We start from the raw sequence: 24,815 nt of genomic DNA, 5'->3' as shown, positions 1-24,815 counted from the left end.
TGAAAAATATTTTCAATCCCCTGCCGCTGGGAAAACCGGGATCAGCTGAGCAGCACGATGCCGCCTGGCAGACTGGTCATTTGCGCGCCGTACAGGTCGCGTATCATCGCCAGCGCGCCATCGGTTTGCCCGATGGAAAAACGCATGCGCACGAGGCGGCGCCCCAGCTCGGCATTGCGCAGCACCACCCGGCCCGGCCGGTAGCGGTTGATTTCATCGACGACTTCGGCCAGCGGCTTGCCGACAAACGACAGCGCGCCCGTGCGCCACGCGCTGGCCTCGCCCTTTGGCGCGGCCGTGGCCGCCTGCACGCCCCGCTCGTCGTAGACCAGTTGCTGCCCAGCATCGAGGGTCTGGCGGCGCTGCTGCCAGACGACTTCCACGGCGCCCGCCAGGCAGGTGACGCAGACGGCGTCGTCCGTGTGGCGCACGTTGAAGCGGGCCGACTGCGCCAGCAAGCGCCCCGCGCCCGCCAGCACCGTGACGGGCTGGCGCGCGCCGCTGGCAAGGATTTCCGCCTCGCCGCCCAGCAACTCGATCGCTTCCGGCGCCCGCACATTGATGCGCGTCTGCGTATTCATCTGCACCGTCATCTGCTGCGACAGGGCCACTTGCCGCTGCTCGCCCGTGCCCGTGCGGTAGTCGGCGCTCCATTCCTGCAGCGAAGGCCAGGCGCCCAGCGGCGGGCGCAAGGCCAGCACGGCCACGCCGGCCGCCAGCGCGCCGCCCAGAAAAGCCCGCCGCCCGGGGCGCGCCGGGAACGCCAGCACGTTCTCCCGCTGTGGCGCGGCGGCGGCGCGGCTCAAGGCGGGATCGAGCGCCTGCCACAGCTGTTGCAGTTCGCGCCAGGCGCGCGCATGCGCAGGGCTGCGCGCGCACCAGGCGCGCAAGGCGTCGGCGTCGGCCTGCGTAAAATCGTCGGCACGCAGCCGCGCCCACCAGGCCGCGGCTTGCTGGCCGATGGCCGTGTCGGCAGGTTCAAAAACGTCGCGTGGATCGCGGTCAGGAGCAGTCATGGGATTCATCAATATTTACGGCGGCCCGACACATCGCTGCGCTGGGCGGCATCGGCGTCGGCCATGCACGTTTTACAGTGTTGCATGGCGGCCTGCAATTCTTTCTTCACCATCGCCACGGAAATGCCGAAGCGCTCGGCGACTTCCGCATTGAGCATGCCGTCGATGCGCGCCGCCGTCAGGATGGCGCGGCGGCGCGGCGACAGGCCCGCCAGCGCCGCGTCGAGCGCCTGCACGTCGAGTCGCGCCGAGACGATGCGCGCCGGGTCGCTGATGTCGTCGCCGGCCTCGTCGGCCATGTGCATCAGCTCTTCGCGTTCGCGCTCGGTGACGATGATGCGGTCGCGGCGGTAGGCATCGGTGGCGATATTGGCCGCCATACGCAGCAGATAGGCGTCGGGATTGTGGACGGGCGCGGCAGCGGGGCCAGGCGCCACCATCGCTTCGAGGCGCAGCCAGGTTTCCTGCAGCGCATCGGCCGCATGATGCTTGCAGCCGACCACCCGTTCGAGGCGCCAGCGCAGCACGGCATAGCGCGAACTGAGATGGCGTTTCAGCTTGGTGCGCAGGTCGGGCATGCTCATGGCGCGTTGCTGCCCGGCATGCTGGAGGCGCAATCGACTTCGCTGCCCGGCCCTTGCGGCAGCAGCAGGATGGAAACGGGCTGCGGCATCGACGGCAGCGGCGCCACGCCCACGCGCATGCCCAGCACCACGCGAGCGATCGCCGTGTCGCGCGCGCGCAAGCCGGTGCTGTCGAGCAGGTGCACGCGGTCCACCACGCCGGCACGGTTCAGATACAGCTGCAGCGCCAGGCGGTAGCCGCCGGGACGCGTCTGCGCCGCGCGGCACAGCAGCCCCAGCAGTACGTGCTGCAAGCGGCTCACATAGACAGCATGGTCGCCGCCGCCCTGCGTGGCACCCGGTATGTCGGCGGCGGCCACGACGGCGGCCTGCGGCAGCTCGGCTGCGCCTGCCGGGGCATACACGATGACGGCTTGCGCATCGGACAGGCGCGATTGCAGCCCAGTACCCTCCAGCAAGGATTGCAGGGCCGCGCCGGCCGCATGCGCGCCGCGCACGGCGGCTGACTGGCGCTGCGCATAGCGCTGGTCCATCAGCACGGCGATGCCCGTGCGGCGGCTGTAGATATCCAGCGCGTCGCCGAGGTTTTGCGCGGCGATATCGAACTGCAGCACGGGGCCATCGGCCGGCTGCGCCCGTACGGGTCCCACCGCGGCCAGGAAACCCAGCAGTACCAGGTATCCGGCCAGCGCTAGCACATGAACGGATGCCGGGCTGCCTGTCATATCGCTATCGTGTCGCTATCGTGTGAGGGTGAAAATATGCGGAAACGAGGTATTGCCAAGTGATAATTCTTGTATCAACTGCAATAGCCTACACACAAAAAATGACGGCTTCGTGACATGGCCAGCGTGCGCAAATTTCGCCATGCGGGACGTCTGGCGCGGCAGTGATTTCGGCTACACTGGCTGTCACTTTCCCTTTCAGACGCCTGATGATCGAAAAGAATCTGCCCGAGCTGGTCATGCTGAAGCGCCTCATCGACGAGGGCGGCAGCCACCTGGAAGTGGCCGCGCCCTGCAGCATCGCCATGGATGGACGCGAGTTTCCCGTGTACACAATTGCGCTGGGCAATCCGAGTCCCGACGTGCCCGTGCTGGGCTTTTTCGGCGGCATTCACGGCCTCGAACGCATCGGCACGCAAGTCATCCTGTCTTTCCTGGAAAGCCTGGTCGCGCGCCTGCGCTGGGACGCCACCCTGCACCAGCAGCTGGAAAGCATGCGCCTCGTATTCATGCCGCTGGTCAACCCGGGCGGCATGTGGCAAGCCACGCGCAGCAATCCGCGCGGCGTGGACCTGATGCGCAACGCGCCGCTGAGTGCGCGCGAAAAAGTGCCGTTCATGCTCGGTGGACAGCGCTACAGCGCCCGCCTGCCCTGGTACCGGGGCGCGGCGCACGGCCTCATGGAGCTGGAAAGCCAGGCCGTGTGCGACCTGGTCGAGCGCGAACTGCTGTCGCGCCAGTTCAGCATCGCCCTCGATTGCCATTCCGGTTTCGGCTTGCGCGACCGCATCTGGTTTCCCCATGCGCACACCAAGGTGCCGATAGCCCACCTGGCCGAGATCGGCGCGCTGGAAGAACTGTTCAGCCAGAGCTACCCGAACCACAACTATGTGTTCGAGCCGCAAAGCCGGCAATACCGCACGCATGGCGACCTGTGGGACTATCTGTACCTGAACGGCACCAGCTACAGCGGGCGCGTGTTCCTGCCGCTGACCCTGGAAATGGGTTCGTGGCTGTGGGTCAAGAAAAACCCGCGCCAGCTGTTCAACCGGGTCAGCATCTTCAACCCCACGGCCGCGCACCGCTTGCAGCGCGTGCTGCGGCGGCACCTGGTCTGGTTCGATTTCCTCATGCGCGCCGCCAGCAGCCACGGCCGCTGGATGCCGGAAGGCTTGCTGCGCAAGGCGCAGCGCCGGCGCGCCCTGGCGCAATGGTACGAATCATGAGCGGATCGTCCACCTGGGTCCTGCTGCGGGGCCTGATGCGCGAACAGCGCCACTGGGGAAGCTTTCCCGCCACCCTCGCGCGCGCCCTGCCCGGCGCCAGCATTGTCACGCCCGACTTGCCCGGCAATGGCACGCGCCACGCGCACGACAGCGCCATCCGCGTGGCCGCCATGGTGGAAGACTGCCGCCGGGAGTTGCTGGCGCGGGGCATCCCGGCGCCCTACCACTTGCTGGCCCTGTCGCTGGGCGGCATGGTGGCCGTGGAATGGGCTCACCGCTACCCGCAGGAAATCGCCCGCTGCGTGCTCATCAACACCAGCATGCGGCCATACAGCCCGTTTTACCGGCGCCTGCGCTGGCAAAACTACGGCGCCCTGCTGCGCCAGCTGCTGGCCGGCGACGCAGCCAGCCAGGAAGCGCTGATCTTGCGCCTGACGAGCCGCCGGCATGCTGGCGGCAACCCCGCGCTGCTGGCCGGCTGGCTCCGTTTCCAGCAGGAATACCCCGTCAGCCGCCGCAACGCCTTGCGCCAGCTGCTGTCGGCCGCCCGCTACCGCGCGCCCCTCATCCACCCGCCCATGCCCGTGCTGGTGATGGCCGGCGCGCAAGACCAATTGGTCGACCACTGCTGTTCGCAGCGCCTGGCGCGGGCCTGGCAGGCCGATTGCCTGATCCACGGCGACGCGGGCCACGATTTGCCGCTGGACGAGGGCGAATGGGTGGCGCAGTCGGTGGCGCGCTGGCTGGGCGTGGAAACGACAAGCCATGACAGCACACACACAGCGCAATCATCATGCAGATAACGGAACAGCTGGCAGAACTGGTGCAAGCCGGCGTGCACGAACAGATTTTTCCAGGTGCGGCCTGGGCCATGGGCACCGTCCACCACGGCGAGGCGGGCGCGGCCGGGCGGCTCACGCCCGAGCCCGCCAGCGCCGCGATGCAGATCGGCACCCTGTTCGACATCGCTTCGCTGACCAAGATCATCAGCGTCTGGTCGCTGATCGGCAGGCTGGTGGGCCAGAAACGCCTGCGCCTGGACAGCCAGCTGGCCGACGTGCTGCCCGGCACGCAGGGGCATGCACTGGCGCCCATCACGATTTTCCAGCTGCTGACCCATACGGCCGGCTTGCCGCTGCGCGCCCGCCTGCGCGCCAGCTATGGCGAGGTGTACGACGATATCGTGCGCGGCGTGCTGCGCGAACCGCTGGAAGGCACGCCGGGCCAGGCTGTCGAATACACGGACCGCGCGGCCCTGATCCTCGGCTTTGTCATCGAACGGCTGCTGGGCATGCCCCTGGACCAGGCCCTGGAAGAACATGTGCTGCGGCCGCTGGGCATGGACGCCACGCGCTTTGGCCCGCTGCCGGCTGCGCATGGCAAGCTGGTCGCGCCGACCGAGTATTGCGAGCAGGCGGGCGCCCACCTTGCCGGCGTGACGCATGATTTTTCGACCCGGCTGCTGGGCGGCGTGTGCGGCATTTCCGGGCTGTTTTCCAACGTCCCGGACCTGCAGCGCTTCCTGCGGGCCATGCTGGCACCGGACCGGCATGGCGAGGTGTTCGATGCCGGCTGGGTGCGTGATTCGCTGACCGTGCAAACGGGTTCCTTGAACCCGTCGCGCGGCCTGTTCTGGCACCCGGCGGCGGGCACCGGGCCGCAAGACGACATCTGGTGCCACCAGGGTTTCACCGGCACGGCCCTGTGGCTCAGCCCCCGGCGCGGCCGCTATGCGGTACTGCTGACGAACAAGCTGTACTACACGCGCGATTCCACACGGGTCAACCAGCTGCGGCGCGACTTCATGTGTTGCGCATTCGGTCTCTGAGTTTTACAACCGCAAGCTCACGGCAATGGCCAGCAGCAGCGCGCCGGCGGCCGCCAACAGCGAACTGTTGAAACTGTGCGACTGCGCATACAAGCTGCCGGCCAGCACCGGGCCGATGATCTGTCCGATGCCATACACCACCGTCATGATCGCCATCATGTTGCTACCTGCCTTGACTGCTGCCCGCTGCGCGGCCGGCATGGCGATGGTCACCGTGCCGACAAACGTGCCGCCGACGAGGATGGCACTGAGCAGATAGCCGGCGGCCGATGGGGCCAGCACGGGCAAGGCCACGCCCAGCGCCTGAAACAGCAAATTGAGCCGCAGCGCCTGGCGCGTGCCCAGGCGCTCGTGCAGCCGGTGCCACAGGAAGCACGAGGGCGCCGCACCGAGGCCGAACACGGCCCACACGTGGGCGGAATTGAGATTGGGCAAGGCCACGCCCACCAGCACGGGCAAATACGTGGCCGTGACGATGTAGCCGAGCCCTGCCAATCCATAGATCAGCACCAGCGGCCACGGCGCCACGGACGCCAAGACCGATGCGGCCGGTTGCGCCGGCGCATCCGGCGTTGCCTGGCCGCCGGCGGCAATGACGGGCGCGGCCGCCAGCCCCGCCAGCACGGTGACGCCGGCCAGCAGCAGCCACATGCCCGCGCTGTGCCAGCCCAGGTGCGAAGCCAGCACCAGCAACTCGGCCGAGACGGCGATGCCGGCACCCACGCCAGCGTACAGCAGCGGCGCGCCGCGCGCCTGCCGTCGTTGTTCCAGCAGCCACAGCGAGGCGGCCACCATGGCCAGGGCGCTGAACACGCCCGCCACGCCGCGCACCGTCACGAAGAGCCAGACGGGCATCGGCAAGGCCAGCACGCCCAGGCACAATGCCGTGCCGGCCACCGACCACAAACACAGCCGGTGCGCGCCGTGCGCCCGCGCGCGCATGGCCAGGATGGCGCCCAGCAAGTAACCGGCATAGTTGGCCGAGGCGGCCAGGCTGCCGTCGCGCAAGCTCAACACGCCTTCCGCGAGCATGTGCGGGTAGATGGCCGTGAAGGCGAAGCGGCCGAAGCCCATGCCGATGGCGAGGATGGCCGCTGCGGCGATGGCCGCGCGCAGCCTGGCCGGCGCGCTCACGCCGCCTCGCCCAACTGCGCCAGCAAGTGCTGGAACGCGGGCAGGTCGAAGCCCGCGCGCCACACCAGCAAGGTGTCTGCTTGCCCAACTGACAGTATTTTCAGGGTGGCCGGCGCATCGGACAGCGCCAGCACGCTGGCCGGCAGCAGGGTCACGCAGGCGCCGGCCGCCACGCAGGCGATCATGCAGTGATACGAACTCAGCTCCTGCACCCGCCACTGCGTGCTGCCGGCCACGCCGAGCACCTCTTCCGCGATGCCGCGGTAGGTGCAGCCCTGCGGAAACGCCGCCAGCGAGCGCGTGCGCACATCGACGGCGCGGCGCGCCTGCGCTTCGCTGGCAGGCAGGAGCAGACACAGTTCCTCGCGCCACACGGGCCTCGACGCCAGGCCCAGCTCCGCCAGGGCAGCCGCGCCGCCGAACGACGGCGGCAAGGCCACGAAAGCGCAGTCGAGCAAGCCCGTGCGCACCTGCTCGATCAGGGGCCGCGACGGCCCCGTGCTCAACTCCAGGCGCGTCGCCGGATAGCGCGCGTGATACGCGGCCAGCAAGGCCGGCAAGCGGCTGGCCGCCGTGCTTTCCATGCTGCCGACGCGCAAGGTGCCGCCCTCGCGCCCGCCCGTGACGACGTGGCGGGCTTCTTCCGCCAGCGCCAGCAAACGCTGCGCATACTCGAGAAAGCGCTCGCCCGCCGCCGTCAGGGCCATGCGTTTATTGGTGCGCACGAACAGTTCGGCGCCGATATCGGCTTCCAGCTGCTGGATGCGCGTGGTGACGCTGGACGGCGCGCGGCCCAGTCGGGCGGCGGCCTGGGTAACGCTCAGTTCACTGGCGACCGAGCAAAAAATCCGCAATGATTCTGACTCCATCGTATTCTCTTTTTAAAAATGATTATGATATTATATTCTTCAAATACGAATAATGCACAGCATCCTCAAGCGTCCTCAACTTCGTGAAGGAAACACCATGACCTCGTCCCAGCCCTTCCTCGACCGCCTCGGCTTGCAGCACCCCATCATCCAGGCGCCGATGGCGGGCGTCTCCACGCCTCGCATGGCCGCCGCCGTCTCGAACGCGGGCGGCCTGGGATCCCTGGCCATCGGCGCCGGCACGGTGGCGCAGGCGCGCCAGATGATCGCCGACACGCGCGCGCTGACGGACAAGCCCTTCAATGTGAATGTGTTCTGCCATGCGCCGGCGGCACGGGATGCGCAGCGCGAAGCGGCCTGGCTGGCCCACCTGGCGCCCCTGTTTGCGGAGCTGGGCGCGACCGTGCCAGTGCAACTCGACGAGATATATCAAACGTTCATCGGCAATGAGGCGGCGTTTGCCCTGTTGCTGGAACAGCGTCCCGCCGTCGTCAGCTTCCATTTCGGCTTGCCGACGCAGCAGCAGATTGCCGCCCTGCGCCAAGCCGGCATCTACACGCTGGCCACGGCCACCAATATGGGCGAAGCGCTGCTCATCGAACAGGCGGGCATCGACGCCATCGTGGCGCAAGGCGTGGAAGCGGGCGGACATCGCGGCGTCTTCGACCCGCAGGCGCCGGACGAGCGCCACAGCACCACCGTGCTGCTGCGCCTGCTGGCGGGCCGCACCGCCCTGCCCCTGATCGCCGCCGGCGGCATCATGGATGGACAAGGCATCCGCGCGGCGCTGGACCTGGGCGCCGTGGCCGCCCAGCTGGGCACGGCGTTCGTGCTGTGCCCGGAATCCTCGGCCAACGCCAGCTACCGGGCCAACCTGAAAAGCGAACGGGCGGCGGCCACGCGTTTGACGGCGGCCCTCTCGGGACGCCTGGCGCGCGGCATGGTGAACCGCCTGATCGAACATGGCGAAGCGCCGGGCAGCCCGCCGCCGGCCGACTATCCCGTCGCCTACGATGCCGCCAAACAATTGAACGCGGCAGCCAGCCAGCACGGCAACAGCGAATTCGCCGCCCAATGGGCCGGCCAGGGCGCGCCGCTGGCACGCGAAATGGGGGCGGCGCAGCTGGTGGCCGCGCTGATCCGGGAAATGGCGGATTGAGTCGTCCGCCGGACAGGCATGCCTATGCCGGCTGCTGCTGCGTGGTGCAGTGGATGCCGCCGCCACCGGCCGCGATGGCGTCGATATTCAGCTGCACGATGTCGCGCCTGGGGAAGTGTTCGCGCAGGATAGCTTTGGTGTTGCGGTCGGCTGTCGCATCGCCGAATTCCGGGCATAGCACGGCGCCGTTGCAGACATAGAAATTGATGTAGCCGGCGGCGAAGTCCTTGTTTTCATAGCGCGGACGAACTGAACCAGGTCCGGGCAAGACTACCACCTGCAGCGCACGGCCGCGCGCATCCGTGGCCTTGCGCAGGATGTCGAGGTGGCGCTGGGTGACGGCGTGCTCGGGCGAGGATGGGTCGCTGTCGAAGCCAGCCGCGACGACGCCGGGAGCGCAGAAGCGCGCATAAAAGTCCGTGTGGCCATCGGTGATGTCCTGGCCGGCGATGCCGGGCAGCCAGATGACCTTGTCGATGCCCAGCAGCCGGCGCAGTTCCTGCTCGCACTGTGCCTTGCCGACGCCGGGGTTGCGGTTGGCGTTCAGCACGCAGCTTTCCGTGATGATGGCCGTGCCCTGACCATCGACTTCGATGCCGCCCCCTTCCAGCACCAGGCTGCTCTCCAGCACGGCCACGCCGGCGCGTCCGGCCACGAAAGTGGCCACCAGCGCATCGTCGTCATAGTCCTGCTTTTCGCCCCAGCCATTGAAATTGAAATTCACGCCGACCAGCGCCCCGCCCGCCTTTTTCACGAAGACGGGCCCCGTGTCGCGCATCCACAGGTCGTCGATGGGCTGCACCAGCAGCTTGACCTTGTTGCCGCACAGGCGAGCCGCCACGTCGTAGTCTTCCTCGTTGACCAGCATGTGTACGGGCTCGACGCTGGCAATGGCCTGCGCGATGCGCGCCAGGTCCGCCTGCGCGCCCGCCTTCAGGCGCTTGCCCCAGACCTCGTCATTCGCGCCGAAGGCCATCCAGGTGGCGGCGTGGCGCTCGCCTTCGTCGGGCATGCGCCAGCCCGCGCCCGCCGCCAGCGCGGGCAAGGCCGGCAAGCCCGCGGCGGCCGCCGCCAGGCCCATGGTGCCAGTGAGGAACTGTCGTCGTTGCATGCTGATCTCCTTTATGCAATTTCCTGCTGCGTGGTGCAATGGATGCCGCCGCCACCGGCCGCGATGGGATCGATATTGATCTGGATCACGGCGCGCCCCGGATACAGTTGCGCGTACTGCGCCCTGGCGCTGGCGTCCGCCTGCGCGTCGCCGAATTCCGGCAGGAAAATGGCGCTGCTGGTGGCATAGTAATTGATGTAACCGGCGGCGAAGGTGTTCGGGTTGTTTCCAGGCCGAATTTTTTCGGGGCCGTCGATGACGACGATCTGCAGCGGCTGGCCGTCCGCATCGGTAGCACCGCGCAAGATCTCCAGGTGGCGCCGGGTCAGCGCGTAATCGTACGATTCCGGGTCCATCTCGCGGTGCGCCGCCACCACGCCGGGGCGCACGAAGCGCGCGTAAAAGTCCGTGTGGGCATCCGTGATGTCCTGGTTCTTGATGCCAGGCAGCCAGATCACCTTGCGGATGCCCAGCAGGCGCAGCAATTCCGCTTCGCAATCGGCCTTGCTCCAGCCCGGGTTGCGGTTATTATTCAGCACGCAACTTTCCGCGATGATGGCCGTGCCCTTGCCATCGACTTCCAGCGCCCCGCCCTCGAGCACCAGCCGCGTGGCCAGCAGCGGCACCCGGGCCTGGGCGGCGACCACGTCGGCCACCTGCCCATCCTTGCCGGACTGCTGCTTGTTGCCCCAGCCATTGAAGTTGAACTTCACGCCGGCCCGCTCGCCGTTCGGCTTGCGCACGAAGACGGGGCCCGTGTCGCGCATCCACACATCATCCATCTCGGCGGGAATCAGGTTCACGCGGGCGTCGAAGAATGGCCGCGCACTGGCCAGCTCGTCCGGGCGCACCAGCATGTTGACGGGTTCATACGCGGCGATGGCATTGGCGATGCGCACCAGCGCCAGCTGCACCTGCGGCACTTGGGCGCGCGTCCAGACGGCGCTTGAAGCGCCATACGCCATCCACGTGGCCTTGTGGGCTTCGGCCTCGTCGGGCATGCGCCAGCCATCGGCCTGCTGGGCGCCAGCGCCACTATTGATCGGTGGCGGCGGCGCAACGGGGCCGGTTTCCAACCCGCCATCGGCGCCACCGCCGCAGCCGGCCAGCAAGCCGCCCAGGGCCAGCGCGCTGCCACCAGTCATGCAATGGCGCAAGAAATAACGACGTGTGTTCATGATTCATCCTTATAAATAAGCCACTTGGCATGCACGGCATTGTGGCGGGATCAAGACATGAAAACAAATGATATGATTTACCTTAATTCATTAGGTTTTCTCATATGTCAGAACATCGCATTCCTTCGCTGAAGTTGTTAATGGGCTTCGAGGCAGCGGCCCGCCACGGCAATTTCTCGCGCGCGGCCGACGAGCTGCACGTGACGCAGTCGGCCATCAGCCACCAGGTGCAATTGCTGGAAGAACAAGTCAAGCAGCCGCTGTTCCGCCGCGCGGGACGGGGCGTGGAGCTGACGGTGGCCGGCGAAGTGCTGCTGCGCAGCGTGCAGCGCTCGATGACCGTGCTGCGCAGCGGCCTGGGGCGCATCGCCACCTATCTCGATCCCGGTCTCGTGGTGCTGGTGTGCCCGGCGCCCGTGCTGCACGGCTGGCTGCAGCCCCGGCTGCGCGCGCTGGAAGCGCAGCTGCCCGAATTGTGTTTGCTGCTGTCGGTGGATGAAAGCGCCCGCTTCGTCGATGAGATCGACGTCGATATCGCCATCAGCGACCGCCCCCTCCTGCAAGCGGACTTGCAGGAAATCCCCCTGCTGCACGATGAATGGCTACTGGTGGCCAACAGCGAGCTGGCGGCGCGGCTGGCCGGCGTGCCGCAGGATGCGCATCACCTGCACGCGGATCTGGTTTGCCTGGAAGAAAGCCTGACGGGCGACGCCACGGCGCCCCTGTTCCTGGGGCCGCTGGCGCGCTTTCGCAAGCGGGCCATCTATGACGATGCGCGCCTCTTGCTCGACGCCACCCTGGATGGACGCGGCATCGCCTGCCTGCCCCGCTTGCTGGCCGATGCCAGCCTGGCGCGTGGCCAGTTGCACATCCTGCCAGCTTACCCGCGCGTGCCCGGCGCCACCTGGTGGCTGTCGGGCGTGGCGGAGCACCCGCGTTCGCCCATCGTCGGGCAAGTGTTCGACTGGCTGCGCGTGCAGGGTGCGGCGCAGGGGCAATGATCAGGGCCGCGGCACGCGCGCATAGTCGATGCCGCTGGCCCAGCGGTTTTCCCAGTGCGCCAGGTACGATTGCGCCAGGCGCTCGCTATTCAACACGACGAGCACATTTTCGCTGTTGGCAGTGGCCGCATCGGCCGTGTAATTGAAGCTGCCGTTCTGCACGGTCACGCCATCGGCCACGATGTACTTGTCGTGATGCAAGGCATAGCGGGAAATCAGGCGCGTGGGAATGCCCGCGCCGACGAGCCGGTCCAGCGCGGCCCGGCTATTCTTGCGCGCGTTGCGCCGCGTATCGGCCAGCACCCTGACATCCACGCCCCGCTGCCGCGCCCGCAGCAAGGCCTCGACCACATGGGGCGAGCTGAACGAATAGGCGGCCAGCCGTATGCTCGACGCCGCGCTATCGATGACCTTGAGCACCAGCGCCTCCGCCCCGCCATCGGGAGAAAACGCGTTCTCGATGGTGACCACGGGCGCGGCATCGGCGGCAAGCGCCGCTGGCGGAACGCCGTTAGCCAGGCACAGCGCAACGGCAAGTACAAGATTTTTCATCGCAGGCATTTCCCTGTTTCAATAATCGAGTGTGGACGAACAAAAAATGTGGACACAGCGTGCAGGCAGACTTGTCACCTGGGCGACTGTCCGCTGTCGTCTGCGGATTCAATCGGTGGTCGCAACACTCTAACTAAACGCCTCGCTTTCCGTAGTTGCTGGCTTCAAAATCAAACGATTCAATGCGTCCGAAGATTCTTTGCATACCCCATGCTGGCTTTACCCACTCATCGCGGGAGTAGACCGATTTGAGTTTAGGCGCCATAGATGCGTAAACGCCATCGAGTTCATTTTGCGCAAGCTGTTTTGCAGTCTGATCAGCGAGAGCACGGATTGCGACATCCGCAACTTTGCCCGAGGCCTGAAACGCAAATGTCGGCTGTACTGTTAGCAACGGCGTTACGACAAGCAGTATTGCTTTTAAAAAATACATCGTGTCTCTAAAATATAAAACATTATTTTTCTTGTGCGATTCTTTAAACTGTAATGCTGTGGCATTAGTTGCCATAGAGTATATGATTAAAAATCAATCCATAAAAACAAGAGAGGCCACTATAACAATCACAATGCCAAAAACAAAAACATAATGAATAATTTTCTCGCTTTTTGGTGCCTCAGAAAGACGCTGAGCATTGGTTTTTATCAAGACATCTTTGAGTGTAAATCTGCTGTTTTTCTTATGATCCACGGCTTTTCTCCTTGGAAATTTTTTCATTCTTAAACTAAAAGGTAAAATTCCACGGTGGGTGCATGTTTTCTTATTTAAATAATTGCCAACAAAAAGTCCGCTTCTGGCCGCCTGCTGTCGTTGGCAGCTTCCTCCCCATTACTGCCGCTTGAAATCACATTCAACGTCAAAGTAATCGCTGCGCCTCAGTCCGTCAAATGCACCATGGTGTGATCCATTTGCTTCAACTTTGCTTCGATCTGATTCAAGGCATCCAGCTTTTCTTCGCGATGAGACCAGTCCCCCGCGGCCAGCGCCTGGGCTCTTTGCTGCCCGATAGCGTCCAATGCCAGTTGTCGCGCCTGTTGGTTGCATGCCGCTCTTAACTTTATCTCCGCAAATGCGAGAGCAATCGACGCTTCGCAGCGCACATCATCGTCCATGGCGCGTATGTCGGCATATCCCCACTGCTTTGCCAGTTTCTCGAGGAATCGAATTGGCGTGACATCCTTGTGCGTCTTGTGCCACTCGCGATAGCTCTCCAGAAGATCAGCTCCAGTATCATTGCCGTTCGGCGAGAAATCATCCGCGCAATTCCAAAAAAATGGATCATCCAGCATCTCGCGTGCCTTGGGATGAAAGTCTTCCCAGTCGATTCCCAACTGCTCCCAGGCTGACATTCCATCACGCTTGGCTTGTGCCGCTGCCTTCAGCCCGGATGCCAGGAGTTGAAGAGCTTCCTCGGAATCCGGGACGCGATTCCTGGCAGCGTCACAGTGGTCCAGAAATTTCTCCAGGCTAAAATCATCAGTGCGCTTCAATCGCTTGCTCAATAGCCCTAATGCATGGATGACTTCATCCACACCTGCTTTAAAAAGTGGCAAAGATAATGTTGAAGAATGCGTCCAGTCCCGGCCTTCCATCAATTCGCTGGCGATGGCAATCTCGACCTTGCCCTTTGCTCTTCGATAAGTGACCTTGGGCAGCGTTGCGCGGAAATTGTTGTGCGTCTCCAACAGAGATTCCAGCGTCTTCTTTGCCGGACCAGAGTCCCTGAAGTGAAGCGTGACTGCAATTTCCTGAATCGCGCCGCCAAAATTGCCGCTGCCCGCGAGAAGAAAATCCCCGATCGGAGACAACGTTGTGTGACCACCGTAGCAATTATAGGAATTTGCGACTACATGGAAATCCATTGAATGCTGCCTTTCATCCGAAATTTCAATTGTTCTGAATGTCGATATATATTGCTTGTTCACCTCAAGCCAGCCATGCCGTGGCTACGGCAGCCGGTGCCGGAACGTCGGTTCGATGTTGCGCGCATGCAACCAGCGCACGATGTCTTCCAGCGTGGCGTCCTGCAACAGCAAGCCTGGCGCGGTGGCGGAAGATGCAACAGGCGATGCGGCCACGGGAACAGGCGCTGGCGAAGACTCCGAAAGGCCCGCATGTCCCTGCAACTGCGCCAGCGCCTGCGCGAATTGTCCCGGGTTGATGCTGCGCAAGCTTTCCAGGAAACCCAGCTGGGCCGCTGGCGGCGGTGGCATGTCCAGGCCCGGTTCGTCGACGAAGGCGGCACCCATGCTGGGGTGGATGAAGGCGGCCCACTTGCTGGACGGCTGCAGGCTTGGCGGCAGCGCCACCTGCTCCACGTAAGCGGGCGGCGCCACGGCGAGAATGTCGGTCGAGGCAGGCAAAAAAGTGGAACGCAGCAGCTGCACGAACTGGCGCGCCTGGGCGGCGGGCACGGGCGTGGCCAGTGACAACCACAACTGGAACGCCGTGCCCGAGATGCTGACTGCGGGCGCTGGCAAATCCAGCTCGTGCTGCACGGCATTGGCGATCGTGCACAGCGCGCTCCAGTGCGCTTCGCCGCCGCCCTTGCCGCCAAACTCCAGCACCAGCGCGCGCGCCAGGCCACTGCCGGTCACGAGTTGCACCGCTACTGTCTGCTCGCCCGACAGATGGCGCGCCAGCACGGCCGGCGTCAGCGGCTGCGCGCCGCCGTCCGCATCGACGTATTGCTGCTGTTCATCGAACAGATACAAACGGGTGAGTTCAGAAATCAGTTTATGCATGGGCGGCCTCGTAATGACGTTGAGCAACACTTGTCAACGTGCCCAGATTATAGCCTCCCCTGCCCCTGTATCTCAGCGCGCCGGCATGCCGGCAGCCTGCCGCGACCGTCCGGCGCCAAACACCAGCCAGCTGGCCACGGCGAACAGGCAGGCAGCCACGCCTCCGTACAGCATCACGGCGCCAAAGCCTTGTGCCAGCGCAAGCTTCGCCACGCCATCCGGCAGCGCGGCGGCGCCCTTGCCTGCCGACAAATTCTCCGCCATGGCGCGCAAGGCGGCCGCGTCCAGCCCACCGGGCAGCTGCTGCCGCAAGGCGGACTGCATGGCTTCGACGAGGATAAAGCCCATCAGCGCGATATTGATGGACAGGCTGACCATGCGCGCGCTGATGTCGATGCTGGAAGCCATACCAGCCCGTTCGCCGGGCACGGCCCCCGTCGTCGTGTTGGTAACGGGCGTATTGGTCAAGCCCAGGCCCGTGCCCGCCAGCAGGCAGCCGGGCAGGATCGTCAGCCAGCTGGCGGCGTCCGCATGGCTGCCCCAGCACATCAGCAGCAAGCCCGTGCCGATGGCCAGCAAGCCGGCAGGGATCACCGTATCGGCCAGGTAGCGCAGCGCCAGCCGCTCGGCCAGCGGCGGCACGAGCAAGGTGGGCAAGGTGTAGGCCAGCAAGGTCAGGCCCGTGCCCAGGCTGCCGTAGCCGAGGCCATATTGCACGTACAGGGGCAGATAAATCATGAAAGGCCAGAAACTGCAATTCATGCCCGCCGAACCGAGCAAGGCGCCCGAGAAACGGCGGATGCGAAAGACGGAAAAATCGATCATCGGCTCAGGCTGGCGCCGTTCGATGACGGCAAACGCGGCAAAACCGGCCAGCGCCACGGCCAGGCTGGCCAGCGTACGGGGATCGCTGAAACCCAGCGCCGGCCCCTGCGTGATGCACCACGCCAGACTGAACACGGCCAGCGACAGGGTGGCGATGCCCGCCACGTCCAGCTTGCGCCGCTGCGGGTCGCGCGACTCGCTCACGCCCAGGCCCGCCAGCAGCAGCGCAACGACAGCCAGCGGGCCGTGCACGAGAAATACCCACTGCCAGTTTGACAGCGCGACGATAGCCGCGCCGATGATGGGGCCGAAGCCCAGGCCCAGGCCAAACACGATACCCCAGGCGCCGAACGCCCTGCCCCGCGCCGCGCCGGCCGGGAACTGCTGCGACAGCACGGCCACCTGGCAAATCAGCATGGCGCCGCCAGCCATGCCCTGCAGCGCACGCGCGGCGATCAGCACGCCCGTGCTGCCGGCCCAGCCGCACGCCAGCGAACTGAGGCCGAACAGGACCAGGCTGGCCAGCAGCAAGCGCTTGCGGCCATAGCGGTCGGCCAGGGTACCTGTTGCCATCAGCACGGTGGTGCAAGCCAGCGTGTAGGCGTTCATAATCCATTGCAAGTCCTTGAAACCGCCATGCAGCACGGTTTCCAGGGTGGGCAGGATGACGGGCACGCTGGAAATTTCCAGGCCGAACATGAGCGAGGCCAGGCAGACGGCGGCCAGGGTCAGTGCATTTTGTTGCGAATTAGTCAGGTGCATCGAAGCCTTGATGTCGGTGGTCATGGAGGTGCGCGTGGAGACGGCGCACTGCGAGCCGCCATTCTAGAAAGCCAGGACTCATGAGGGAAATGATAAAATTTTGTACAATTCATTCATTTTCATCATGAATCACGGGAACCCCATGGACTTCGACACAGCCCTGCTGCGCGCCTTTGTGGCCGTCCAGGACACGGGCGGCTTTACGCGTGCCGCCGAACGGCTGCACCTGAGCCAGTCCGCCATCAGCCACCAGATCCGCCGCCTGGAAGAGCAAGCGGGCGCCGCGCTGCTGGTGCGCACGACGCGCAGCCTGCGCCTGACGGAAGATGGTGCAGATTTTCTGCGCCACGCGCGGCAGATTCTGGCTGCCCAGGATGCGCTGTCGCGGCGCTTCCAGCGTTCCTCGATTGCGGGCGCCGTGCGCTTTGGCGTACCGGAAAATTTCATGGGCGCGCGCCTGCCTGCCCTGCTGGCGCAGTTCGCGCACCTGTTTCCGTCCGTTCGACTGGATGTCACGGTCGGCACCTATCTTGACTTGCAAAAACTGGTCGCGGCCGATGCGCTGGACCTGGCCGTCGTCATGGTCCTGGCGGACGGGCAAGATGAGGCGGCCGTGTTGCGCCGCACGCGCTTCGTCTGGGCCGCGGCGCATGACTTCCGGCATGACGACGCGCTGCCCCTGCCGCTGGCGTTTTCACCGGCGCCCTGCATGCACCGGCAAGTGGGCGTCGACGCCCTCGATGGCGCCGGACTCGACTGGCGCGTGGCGTTCACCTCGCCCAGCCAGCAGGGCTTGCGCGCCGCCGTGCTGGCCGGGCTGGCCATCACGGCCTTGCCACAGGGCGACCTGGAGGCGGGCATGGTGGTCATCGATGGACAGCATGGCTTGCCCGCCCTGCCCGCCGCCCAGTTCCAGCTGTTGTGGCGCGCCGCCGGCAGCATGGCGGCGGCCGATGCTTTCGGACAATTGCTGCGCGAGTGGTCAGGCGCTGCGGCGACATGACAGCGCAGACAGCAAGCCCGGCAGCGAAGCATGCAATGGCAAAAAAGTGTACCCTTTCAAGCTGCATTTTCTGGCCTAAGGAAATCCTCCCCCATGCAACCTCGTACTTTTCTCGTCACTGGCGCGACACGCGGCATCGGTTATGCCATCAGCACCTTGCTGCATCAGCAAGGCCATCGGGTCGTCGGCATCGCGCGGCACATCGAAGACATGGACTTTCCAGGCACGCTGGTGGCCTGCGATCTTGCCGACCTGGCGCAGACGGAGGCAGTGCTCAAGACGCTTGAACAACAGTTTGATATCGATGGCATCGTGAACAATGCAGGCATTGCCTCGCCCCAGCCGCTGGGCCAAATCGACTTTGCCACGTTGCAGAACGTCTTCGATCTGAACGTGCGCGCCGCCATCCAGGTGACGCAGCAATTCGTGGAGGCGATGAAGCAGCGCCGGTATGGCCGGATAGTCAATATCTGCAGCCGTGCCATCCACGGCAGCGTGAACCGCACGGCCTATTCCGCCGCCAAAAGCGCCCTGGTCGGCTGCACGAGAACCTGGGCCCTGGAATTGGCCGAACACGGCGTGACGGTCAATGCGGTCGCGCCAGGCCCCGTGGAAACGGAACTGTTCCGCAAGACCCGTCCCGTCGGCAGCGAGATGGAACGCCAGATTCTTGCAACAATCCCGATGCGGCGGCTGGGACAGCCCGATGAAATTGCCGCCGCTGCCGGCTTCCTGCTATCGGAACAAGCCAGTTACGTGACAGGTCAGGTGCTGGCGGTGGATGGGGGCGGCAGCTTGGGTGGCCGCGCCTGACAAGTCAGAATCAGCAGCAAGGCCAGCGCCAGCATGGCAGAGGCGCTGCCCAGGGCCACCGTCACGCGATGCGCCAGCAGCGGCGCGCCCGCCAACTGGCCAGCGCCCAGGCCGGCCACGGCCACCAGCGTCGCCAGCCCCAGCGAACTGCCCAGCTGGTGCGCCACGTTGACAATGCCTGAGGCGGCGCCCGCATCCTGCGCCGGCACGCCAGCCACGCCGGCCGCCGTCAGGGGACTCAGGGCCATGCCCTGCCCCGCGCCGATCAGCAGCATGGGCAAGGCCACGCCCAGCCAGTAAGCCGTGCCCGTATCGACGCGGCTCAGCCATGCCATGCCCAGCAGGGTCAAGCCCAGTCCCATGGCCAGCAGGCGCGCATTGCCCAGGCCACGCGTCAAACGCGGCACGCACAGTGCCACGCCGAAGTTGACCAGGGTCATGGGCAGGAAAGCCAGGCCAGTCAATGATGGCGGATAGCCGAGCACCACTTGCAAAAATTGCGTGCTGAAAAAGAAAAACCCGATCATGGCGCCCAGGAACAATACCCTGGCCCCATACGCGGCATTGCGCTGCGCATCGGCAAACAGGCGCAGCGGCAGGACGGGCTGCGCGGCGCGCCGCTCGATGAAGATGAAGGCGGCCAGCAGCAGCACACCCGCCGCCAAGGCACCTTGCGTCAAGGCATCGCCCCAGCCGGCGCCGGCCGAGCGGATCAGGCCATACACGAGGGCCGACAGGCCGAAGGTGGAACTGGCAGCGCCGGCCACGTCGAACTGTCCCCCGCTGCGCGCACTTTCCGCAACGAAACGGCGCGCAGCCACCAGCATGACGGCGCCAATCGGCAGATTGATGAAGAAACCCACCCTCCACGACAGCCATTCGGCCAGCACGCCGCCCAGCACCAGCCCCACGCTGGCGGCGATCCCCGCCACGGCGCTGTACAGGGCGATGGCCCGCGTGCGTTCGCGCCCCTCCGCAAACGTGGTTTGCAGCAAGGCCAGGGTCGACGGCGCCAGGATGGCCGCGCCCACGCCCTGGATGGCGCGCGCGGCAATCATCATGGCCGGCGACCGCGCCAGACCGATGGCCAGCGACGCCAGCGTGAACAGCGCCAGGCCCAGCTGCAACAGGCGGCGCCGGCCATACGCATCGCCGGCGCGCGCGGCCAGCAGCAGCAAGCCGCCAAACGTCAAGGTGTAGGCGCTTTGCACCCAGGCCAGGCCCGTATCCGTAAAGCCCAGTTCCTGGTGGATTTTCGGCAAGCCCGTCAGTACGATGGACGTGTCGAGCACGATCATCACATAGCTGACGAGGATGATGGCAAGGATGGCCGCCTTGTGCGGCGCGGCGGGGATAGCGGAATCGGGAGCAGTTTTCATGCCTACACTGTAAGGCTGGCGCATTACCATGAATAGATGCTAAAGTCCGCATGAACTTATTAGCGCAACTAATGAATTGGAAAGACATCCGCCATGGCACAAACCAACTTCAACGACATCCTCGCCTTCGTGGCCGTGGCCCGCGAAGGCAGTTTCACCCGCGCGGCAGCCAAGCTGGGCGTGTCGCAGTCGGCCCTGAGCCAGACCGTGCGCGCGCTGGAAGAACGGCTCGACTTGCGCCTGCTGGTGCGCACCACGCGCAGCGTCTCGCCCACGGAAGCGGGCGAACAGCTGCTGCGCACGGTGGCGCCCCGCTTCGACGAGATCGAGGCGGAACTGGCCCTGCTCAGCGAGCGGCGCGACAAGCCGGCCGGCAACATCCGCATCAGCGCGGGAGAACACTCGGCGCTGACGGTGCTGCAGCCGGCCATCGCCCGTTTGCTGCCGGACTATCCCGACATCAACATCGAAGTCGTCGTCGACAACGGCATGACCGATATCGTGGCCGCGCGCTGCGACGCTGGCGTGCGCCTGGGCGAGCAAGTGGCCAAGGACATGATCGCCATGCCCATCGGTCCCGATTTCCGCATGGCCATCGTCGCTTCGCCCGCGTATTTCAGCCGCCATGCGCCGCCCGCCACGCCGCAGGACTTGATGGCGCACAACTGCATCAACATGCGCCTGCCCACCCTGGGCGGCCTGTTTGCCTGGGAGTTTGCCAAGCATGGGCAGGAACTGAAAGTGCGGGTGGAAGGGCAGATGATCTACAACAACATGGCCATGCGATTGCATTCGGCGCTCGATGGACTGGGCGTGGCTTGCATGGCCGAAGACGTGGTGCTGCCCTATGTAGCCGATGGCCGCCTGGTCCGCGTGCTGGACGACTGGTGCCCCACGTACGCGGGCTACAAGCTGTATTACCCGAGCCGGCGCCACCCTTCTCCCGCGTTTACCTTGCTGCTCGACACCTTGCGCTATCCCCGGGTTTGAGCCAGCGCAATCCCGCACCGGGCATGCGCAGTCACCAAACGAACACGCGTTTACCGTGCGGCTGCGCAGGACTATAGTGGCATCTTTCCCACCTGTTCAAGGATCGCCATGAAACTCTTTTACTCGCCGGGCGCCTGCTCGCAGGCACCGCACATCATCCTGCGCGAAACGGGGGCGGCCTTCACCCTCGTGAAGGTCGACCTGGGCCAGCACAAGACGCAGGAAGGCGGCAATTACTACGAACTCAATCCGAAAGGCCAGGTGCCGCTGCTGGCGCTCGACGATGGCACGACCTTGAGCGAAGGCCCCGTCATCGCCCAGTACATCGCCGAACAGGCCGGCAGACAGGACCTGCTGCCGCCCGTGGGCAGTTTTGCGCGCTACAAGGTGCTGGAATGGCAGAACTACATCACGTCCGAGCTGCACAAATCGTTCAGCCCCCTGTTCGATCCCCGCATCGACGCCGCCACCAAGGCACTGTTCATCAAGCAACTGGGCAAGAAATACAAGTGGGTGGACAGCCGCCTGGAAGGCCAGGCTTACCTGACCGGCGACACGTTCACGGTCGCCGACGCCTACCTGTTCGTCATCACGGGCTGGGCGCCAGGCGTGGGCGTGGATTTGTCCGCGCTGGCGCAGGTGCAAGCTTTCCTGGCGAGAGTGGGCCAGCGCGACAGCGTCAAGGCGGCGCAGGCAGCGGAAGCATAGACCCGGGCGTCTTAAAAGCAGTGTTGCGGGGCGGGGAAAGACCGCTCCTTGACGGCGCCGACATAGGCCGTGAAAGCGCCGCCGATGCTGGCCTGCCCCGTCATGAAGTCGCGCACGAAGCGCGCCTTCTTGCCGGGAAACACGTTGAGCATATCGTGCATGACGAGGATCTGGCCCGAGCAATCGGGCCCGGCGCCGATGCCGATAGTGGGAATGGCCAGCAGTGCCGACACTTCCCGGCCCAGCATGGCAGGGATGGCTTCGAGCAGCAGTAGCGCAGCGCCAGCCGCCTGCAGGGCCAGTGCGTCGGCTTTCAACACCGCCGCGCCTTCCGCCGTCTTGCCCTGCACCTTGAAGCCGCCCAGCTGATGCACGGATTGCGGCGTCAAGCCCAGGTGGGCGAACACGGGTATGCCCCGCTCGGTCAGGAAACGCACCGTGTCGCACAACCAGCTGCCACCCTCCAGCTTGACCATATGTGCGCCCGCCTGTATCAACTGGACGGCGTTGGCATACGCCGCTTGCGGCGTGGCATAGCTGCCGAACGGCATGTCGGCCGCCAGCACGGCCGTACGGTTACCGCGCGCCACGCTTGCCGTATGGTAAGCAATGTCGGCCACGCTGACAGGCAAGGTCGTGCCCTGCCCCTGCACCACATTCCCCAGCGAATCGCCGACCAGCAGCAGCTCCACGCCACAAGCGTTCATCAGGGTAGCGAAACTGGCGTCATAACAAGTCAGTGCGGCAATCTTTTGCCCCGCATCGCGCATTGCCAGCAAGGCTGGCGCCGTCAACGGCTTACTGTGCAGCAAGTGTGCATTGTGGTCTGGCGCGGGCATGCTTTCTCATTTCATTAAGTTAAGTTTTTTCGGACTTGCCGTGCATCACCATGATGGTTTGCTGCATCAGCGCGCACAAGGTTTCCTTGCCATCGCGCACGGCGAACACTTCGGCTTGCGTGACGATCAGGGTGCGCCCAGGGCGCACCACCTTGCCGCGCGCGATCAGTTTCTCGCCGTCGGCGGGCGCCAGCAAGTTCATCTTGTATTCCACCGTCAGCACGGATGCGCCGTCAGCCACCATGGTCATGGCCGCGTAGCCGGCGGCCGAGTCCGCGATCATGCCCACCACGCCGCCATGCACGAAGCCATGCTGCTGCTCGATGCCGCTCCAATGCGGCACATGGATTTCCGTGCTGCCATGCGCCACCACGGGCAGGCTGGCCTGGATCAAGGTCATGGCGTTCTGCAAATCAAAACTGGCGCGAACTTTGTCGGCGAATTGCGGATCGGGAAGTCGGGTCATGGCGGACTGCTTTCTCAAGTGAACAGGGAAAAATGACTACGGCTCCACTCTACCCTGCTTCTGACGCGCTGCGAACAACAGCGTCAGCGGGCCGCTTGCACTGACCAGCACGATGCCAGCCAGCACCAGCGCCGCGCCAAGGAGAAACGCCATCGATACATGCTCGTCCAGCAACATGGCGCCCAGCAGCACGCCGAACAGCGGCGTCAGGAAGGAAAAAATGCCCAGGCGCGATGCCAGGTAGCGGCGCAGCAAATGAAACCACGCCAGCAGGCTGGCAAACGAGACGATCACGGACTGGAACACCAGGTTGCCGATCACCAGGGGCGTGGCCGCGAAGTCCAGCTGGCCGAGCAACGCTGCCGCGCCCAGCAGCAGCACGCAGCCCGCCGTCAACTGGTACAGCACCACCTGCGTGGCAGGCACGTGCGCCAGGCGTGAACAGCGCACCACCAGGGTCGTCGCGCCCCAGGCCGCGCCAGCGGCCAGGCACAGCAGGTCGCCCAGCAAGCCGCGCGGGTTGACCGGCGCGCCCGCTGGCGCGGTGCCGGGCAAAAAGGCGACGACGATACCGGCAAAGGCCAGCGCTACGCCAGCCCATTGCAGCGGGGCCAGGCGCTCCGACGCCAGCCTGAAATGCAGGCCCAGCGCCACAAACAGCGGACCCGTGTAGAGAAACACCACGGCATGCGCGGCGCTCGTATATTGCAATCCAGCTCCCAGCAGCACGTATTCGAGCGCGAACAGGCTGCCGGCCAGCAAGCCCGGGCGCCAGGCGGCGCGCGCTTGCGCCAGGTTTTCGCGGCGCGCCAGCATCAGCAGGCCCACCAGCATGGCCGCCAGGCCCGAACGCAGCGCGATCTGCAGTACGGGCGCCATGTCATGCGCGACCGCCTTGATACCCACCTGCTGCAAACTCCATACGAGGCACAGCAGGGTCATGACGACCACTGCCTGCCCATCCATTGCCTTGCGCGTTTCCACAGTATTCCTTCAGATAGTCGGCAGCAGGTAGTATGGCGGGTGCAGCTTTTCTTGATATAGTGAGAAACCGACAGCACCTCGCGCAATACAGCCACCCGCAAACATTTTCATGCCCGCTACCAAACACTTGCTGACCGCGCCCTACAGCGGCGCCCTGCCCGCTCCCATCTGCTTTCGCAGCGCAGCCATGCCCGCTGCGGCCATGTATCCCAGCCACAGCCATTCCTGGGGCGAATTCGTCTATGCGCTTGGTGGCGTGGTGGAGGTGCTGGTGGCAGGAAAACACTATTTGGTGCCGCCCCAGTACGGCATCTGGCTGCCGCCGCGCGTGGCGCATACGGGACAAAACCGCCATCCCGCCTTCCACAGTTCGCTGTATGTAAGCGAAGAACTGTGCCGGGCGCTGCCTCCCGCGCCCTGCGCGCTGGCCGTCACGCTCTTCGTGCGCGCCATGCACGAGCACTTGCGCGCCCACCCACCCGGCTTGCCGCAGACTATCCATGAAGAGCGCCTCTTGCAGGTCTTGCTGGACCAGCTGGCGCGCGCCACGCCCGTGGGCAGTTACTTGCCCAGCTCGGATGACCCCATGCTGGGCAAGGTACTGGCCATGCTTGACAGCAACCCCGGCGACCACCGCCCGCTGGCCGCTCTGGCACAGGCTGTCAACACCACCGAACGCACCCTGATGCGCCGCTGCCAGCGCGACCTGGGCATGAGCTTTGCCCAATGGCGCGCGCGGCTGCGCGTCATCAAGGCCATGGCCATGCTGGAAGCGGGCCAGACAGTCGAAAGCATCGCGTTCGACCTGGCGTATGCCAGCTCCTCGGCCTTCATCACCATGTTCCGCAAGGTGACGGGAGAGACGCCGGACGAGTACCGGCGGCGCAGCACCTAGCCGAACTCGTCCTTCCCCCGCAAGCG

The 24,815-nt window shown here is 65.1% G+C and carries 27 protein-coding genes; 10 read left to right on the top strand and 17 right to left on the bottom strand.

What is annotated here, in order from left to right:
* Positions 1 to 41 precede the first annotated feature (41 nt).
* From U0004_RS14115 to U0004_RS14105, 3 genes are read right to left on the bottom strand one after another with little or no spacing between them, the layout of a single operon-like run.
* Positions 42 to 1,016 (bottom strand): FecR family protein, encoded by a 975-nt coding sequence (locus U0004_RS14115; RefSeq protein ID WP_070256423.1) that lies wholly within the window; start codon positions 1,014 to 1,016, stop codon positions 42 to 44.
* 8 nt (positions 1,017 to 1,024) lie between these two features.
* Complete coding sequence (locus U0004_RS14110) at positions 1,025 to 1,600, bottom strand: RNA polymerase sigma factor (RefSeq protein ID WP_115057475.1); 576 nt, start codon at positions 1,598 to 1,600, stop codon at positions 1,025 to 1,027.
* The gene (locus U0004_RS14105) at positions 1,597 to 2,325 is read right to left on the bottom strand and encodes a hypothetical protein (protein ID WP_139144140.1); all 729 of its coding nucleotides are present in this window, start codon (positions 2,323 to 2,325) and stop codon (positions 1,597 to 1,599) included. The genes U0004_RS14110 and U0004_RS14105 overlap by 4 nt, the downstream gene beginning before the upstream one ends.
* Before the next feature lie 209 nt (positions 2,326 to 2,534).
* Here U0004_RS14105 and U0004_RS14100 point away from each other — a divergent pair, with 209 nt between their 5' ends.
* Genes U0004_RS14100 through U0004_RS14090 form a run of 3 tightly spaced genes read left to right on the top strand, consistent with a single transcriptional unit; the run spans position 2,535 to position 5,379 of the window.
* Positions 2,535 to 3,551 (top strand): M14 family zinc carboxypeptidase, encoded by a 1,017-nt coding sequence (locus tag U0004_RS14100; RefSeq protein ID WP_070256426.1) that lies wholly within the window; start codon positions 2,535 to 2,537, stop codon positions 3,549 to 3,551.
* Positions 3,548 to 4,354, top strand: a complete 807-nt coding sequence (locus U0004_RS14095; protein ID WP_070256428.1) for an alpha/beta fold hydrolase — start codon at positions 3,548 to 3,550, stop codon at positions 4,352 to 4,354. The genes U0004_RS14100 and U0004_RS14095 overlap by 4 nt, the downstream gene beginning before the upstream one ends.
* Complete coding sequence (locus U0004_RS14090) at positions 4,345 to 5,379, top strand: serine hydrolase domain-containing protein (protein ID WP_070256430.1); 1,035 nt, start codon at positions 4,345 to 4,347, stop codon at positions 5,377 to 5,379. The genes U0004_RS14095 and U0004_RS14090 overlap by 10 nt, the downstream gene beginning before the upstream one ends.
* A gap of 3 nt (positions 5,380 to 5,382) precedes the next feature.
* On the opposite strand, the gene U0004_RS14085 is transcribed toward U0004_RS14090, so the two are convergent.
* A complete protein-coding gene (locus U0004_RS14085; RefSeq protein ID WP_070256432.1) occupies positions 5,383 to 6,513 on the bottom strand; it encodes a YbfB/YjiJ family MFS transporter in 1,131 nt (376 codons plus the stop codon).
* Positions 6,510 to 7,382, bottom strand: a complete 873-nt coding sequence (locus U0004_RS14080) for a LysR family transcriptional regulator (protein WP_070256434.1) — start codon at positions 7,380 to 7,382, stop codon at positions 6,510 to 6,512. The genes U0004_RS14085 and U0004_RS14080 overlap by 4 nt, the downstream gene beginning before the upstream one ends.
* A gap of 97 nt (positions 7,383 to 7,479) precedes the next feature.
* Between U0004_RS14080 and U0004_RS14075 the strand changes: the two genes are divergently transcribed.
* Complete coding sequence (locus U0004_RS14075; RefSeq protein ID WP_070256436.1) at positions 7,480 to 8,541, top strand: NAD(P)H-dependent flavin oxidoreductase; 1,062 nt, start codon at positions 7,480 to 7,482, stop codon at positions 8,539 to 8,541.
* 22 nt (positions 8,542 to 8,563) lie between these two features.
* Here the strand turns inward: U0004_RS14075 and U0004_RS14070 are convergent, their stop codons facing one another.
* Complete coding sequence (locus U0004_RS14070) at positions 8,564 to 9,652, bottom strand: agmatine deiminase family protein (protein WP_070256438.1); 1,089 nt, start codon at positions 9,650 to 9,652, stop codon at positions 8,564 to 8,566.
* Positions 9,653 to 9,663: 11 nt separating this feature from the next.
* On the bottom strand, positions 9,664 to 10,830 hold the full coding sequence (locus U0004_RS14065; protein ID WP_081345617.1) for an agmatine deiminase family protein: 1,167 nt from the start codon (positions 10,828 to 10,830) through the stop codon (positions 9,664 to 9,666).
* 104 nt (positions 10,831 to 10,934) lie between these two features.
* Between U0004_RS14065 and U0004_RS14060 the strand changes: the two genes are divergently transcribed.
* On the top strand, positions 10,935 to 11,831 hold the full coding sequence (locus U0004_RS14060) for a LysR family transcriptional regulator (protein WP_070256439.1): 897 nt from the start codon (positions 10,935 to 10,937) through the stop codon (positions 11,829 to 11,831).
* Here the strand turns inward: U0004_RS14060 and U0004_RS14055 are convergent, their stop codons facing one another.
* The 6 genes from U0004_RS14055 to U0004_RS14030 all read right to left on the bottom strand — a co-directional run bounded on the left by U0004_RS14055 (position 11,832) and on the right by U0004_RS14030 (position 16,736).
* Entirely contained in the window at positions 11,832 to 12,383 is a 552-nt protein-coding gene (locus U0004_RS14055; protein WP_231958221.1) for a phospholipase D family nuclease, read from the bottom strand.
* Positions 12,384 to 12,516: 133 nt separating this feature from the next.
* Positions 12,517 to 12,891: a hypothetical protein gene (locus U0004_RS14050; protein ID WP_139144141.1), complete on the bottom strand. Its 375-nt coding sequence runs from the start codon at positions 12,889 to 12,891 to the stop codon at positions 12,517 to 12,519.
* 18 nt (positions 12,892 to 12,909) lie between these two features.
* Complete coding sequence (locus tag U0004_RS14045; RefSeq protein ID WP_167468656.1) at positions 12,910 to 13,071, bottom strand: hypothetical protein; 162 nt, start codon at positions 13,069 to 13,071, stop codon at positions 12,910 to 12,912.
* A 185-nt stretch (positions 13,072 to 13,256) separates the two neighbouring features.
* Positions 13,257 to 14,306 carry a hypothetical protein gene (locus U0004_RS14040; protein ID WP_139144142.1) on the bottom strand — a complete coding sequence of 350 codons (1,050 nt, stop codon included), beginning with the start codon at positions 14,304 to 14,306 and terminating at the stop codon, positions 13,257 to 13,259.
* Between the two features lie 21 nt (positions 14,307 to 14,327).
* The gene (locus U0004_RS14035) at positions 14,328 to 15,125 is read right to left on the bottom strand and encodes a TOTE conflict system archaeo-eukaryotic primase domain-containing protein (protein WP_070256445.1); all 798 of its coding nucleotides are present in this window, start codon (positions 15,123 to 15,125) and stop codon (positions 14,328 to 14,330) included.
* A gap of 72 nt (positions 15,126 to 15,197) precedes the next feature.
* Positions 15,198 to 16,736, bottom strand: a complete 1,539-nt coding sequence (locus U0004_RS14030; RefSeq protein WP_231958219.1) for an MFS transporter — start codon at positions 16,734 to 16,736, stop codon at positions 15,198 to 15,200.
* Positions 16,737 to 16,854: 118 nt separating this feature from the next.
* Between U0004_RS14030 and U0004_RS14025 the strand changes: the two genes are divergently transcribed.
* Together U0004_RS14025 and U0004_RS14020 are read left to right on the top strand one after the other, a co-directional pair.
* Complete coding sequence (locus tag U0004_RS14025) at positions 16,855 to 17,715, top strand: LysR substrate-binding domain-containing protein (RefSeq protein WP_070256447.1); 861 nt, start codon at positions 16,855 to 16,857, stop codon at positions 17,713 to 17,715.
* 93 nt (positions 17,716 to 17,808) lie between these two features.
* On the top strand, positions 17,809 to 18,528 hold the full coding sequence (locus tag U0004_RS14020) for an SDR family oxidoreductase (protein WP_070256449.1): 720 nt from the start codon (positions 17,809 to 17,811) through the stop codon (positions 18,526 to 18,528).
* On the opposite strand, the gene U0004_RS14015 is transcribed toward U0004_RS14020, so the two are convergent.
* Positions 18,480 to 19,907: an MFS transporter gene (locus tag U0004_RS14015; RefSeq protein ID WP_070256451.1), complete on the bottom strand. Its 1,428-nt coding sequence runs from the start codon at positions 19,905 to 19,907 to the stop codon at positions 18,480 to 18,482. The two genes, U0004_RS14020 and U0004_RS14015, sit on opposite strands and share 49 nt — an antisense overlap.
* Positions 19,908 to 20,000: 93 nt before the next feature.
* Between U0004_RS14015 and U0004_RS14010 the strand changes: the two genes are divergently transcribed.
* Both U0004_RS14010 and gstA read left to right on the top strand, forming a co-directional pair.
* A complete protein-coding gene (locus U0004_RS14010) occupies positions 20,001 to 20,897 on the top strand; it encodes a LysR family transcriptional regulator (protein WP_070256453.1) in 897 nt (298 codons plus the stop codon).
* A 108-nt stretch (positions 20,898 to 21,005) separates the two neighbouring features.
* Entirely contained in the window at positions 21,006 to 21,605 is a 600-nt protein-coding gene (gene gstA, locus U0004_RS14005) for a glutathione transferase GstA (RefSeq protein WP_070256455.1), read from the top strand.
* An 11-nt stretch (positions 21,606 to 21,616) separates the two neighbouring features.
* Here gstA and panB read toward each other — a convergent pair whose 3' ends face one another.
* From panB to U0004_RS13990, 3 genes are read right to left on the bottom strand one after another with little or no spacing between them, the layout of a single operon-like run.
* The gene (gene panB / locus U0004_RS14000) at positions 21,617 to 22,444 is read right to left on the bottom strand and encodes a 3-methyl-2-oxobutanoate hydroxymethyltransferase (protein ID WP_070256457.1); all 828 of its coding nucleotides are present in this window, start codon (positions 22,442 to 22,444) and stop codon (positions 21,617 to 21,619) included.
* 19 nt (positions 22,445 to 22,463) lie between these two features.
* Positions 22,464 to 22,910 (bottom strand): PaaI family thioesterase, encoded by a 447-nt coding sequence (locus tag U0004_RS13995; protein ID WP_070256458.1) that lies wholly within the window; start codon positions 22,908 to 22,910, stop codon positions 22,464 to 22,466.
* A gap of 36 nt (positions 22,911 to 22,946) precedes the next feature.
* Positions 22,947 to 23,894: a DMT family transporter gene (locus U0004_RS13990; protein ID WP_070256460.1), complete on the bottom strand. Its 948-nt coding sequence runs from the start codon at positions 23,892 to 23,894 to the stop codon at positions 22,947 to 22,949.
* 109 nt (positions 23,895 to 24,003) lie between these two features.
* On the opposite strand from U0004_RS13990, the gene U0004_RS13985 reads away from it, so the two are divergent.
* Positions 24,004 to 24,789, top strand: a complete 786-nt coding sequence (locus U0004_RS13985) for an AraC family transcriptional regulator (RefSeq protein ID WP_070256462.1) — start codon at positions 24,004 to 24,006, stop codon at positions 24,787 to 24,789.
* The last annotated feature ends 26 nt before the right edge of the window (positions 24,790 to 24,815 follow it).

It is taken from the genome of Janthinobacterium lividum (genome assembly GCF_034424625.1).
GTDB classification, from domain to species: Bacteria; Pseudomonadota; Gammaproteobacteria; order Burkholderiales; family Burkholderiaceae_D; genus Janthinobacterium; species Janthinobacterium lividum.
This window is presented reverse-complemented; position numbering and strand designations above follow the sequence as displayed.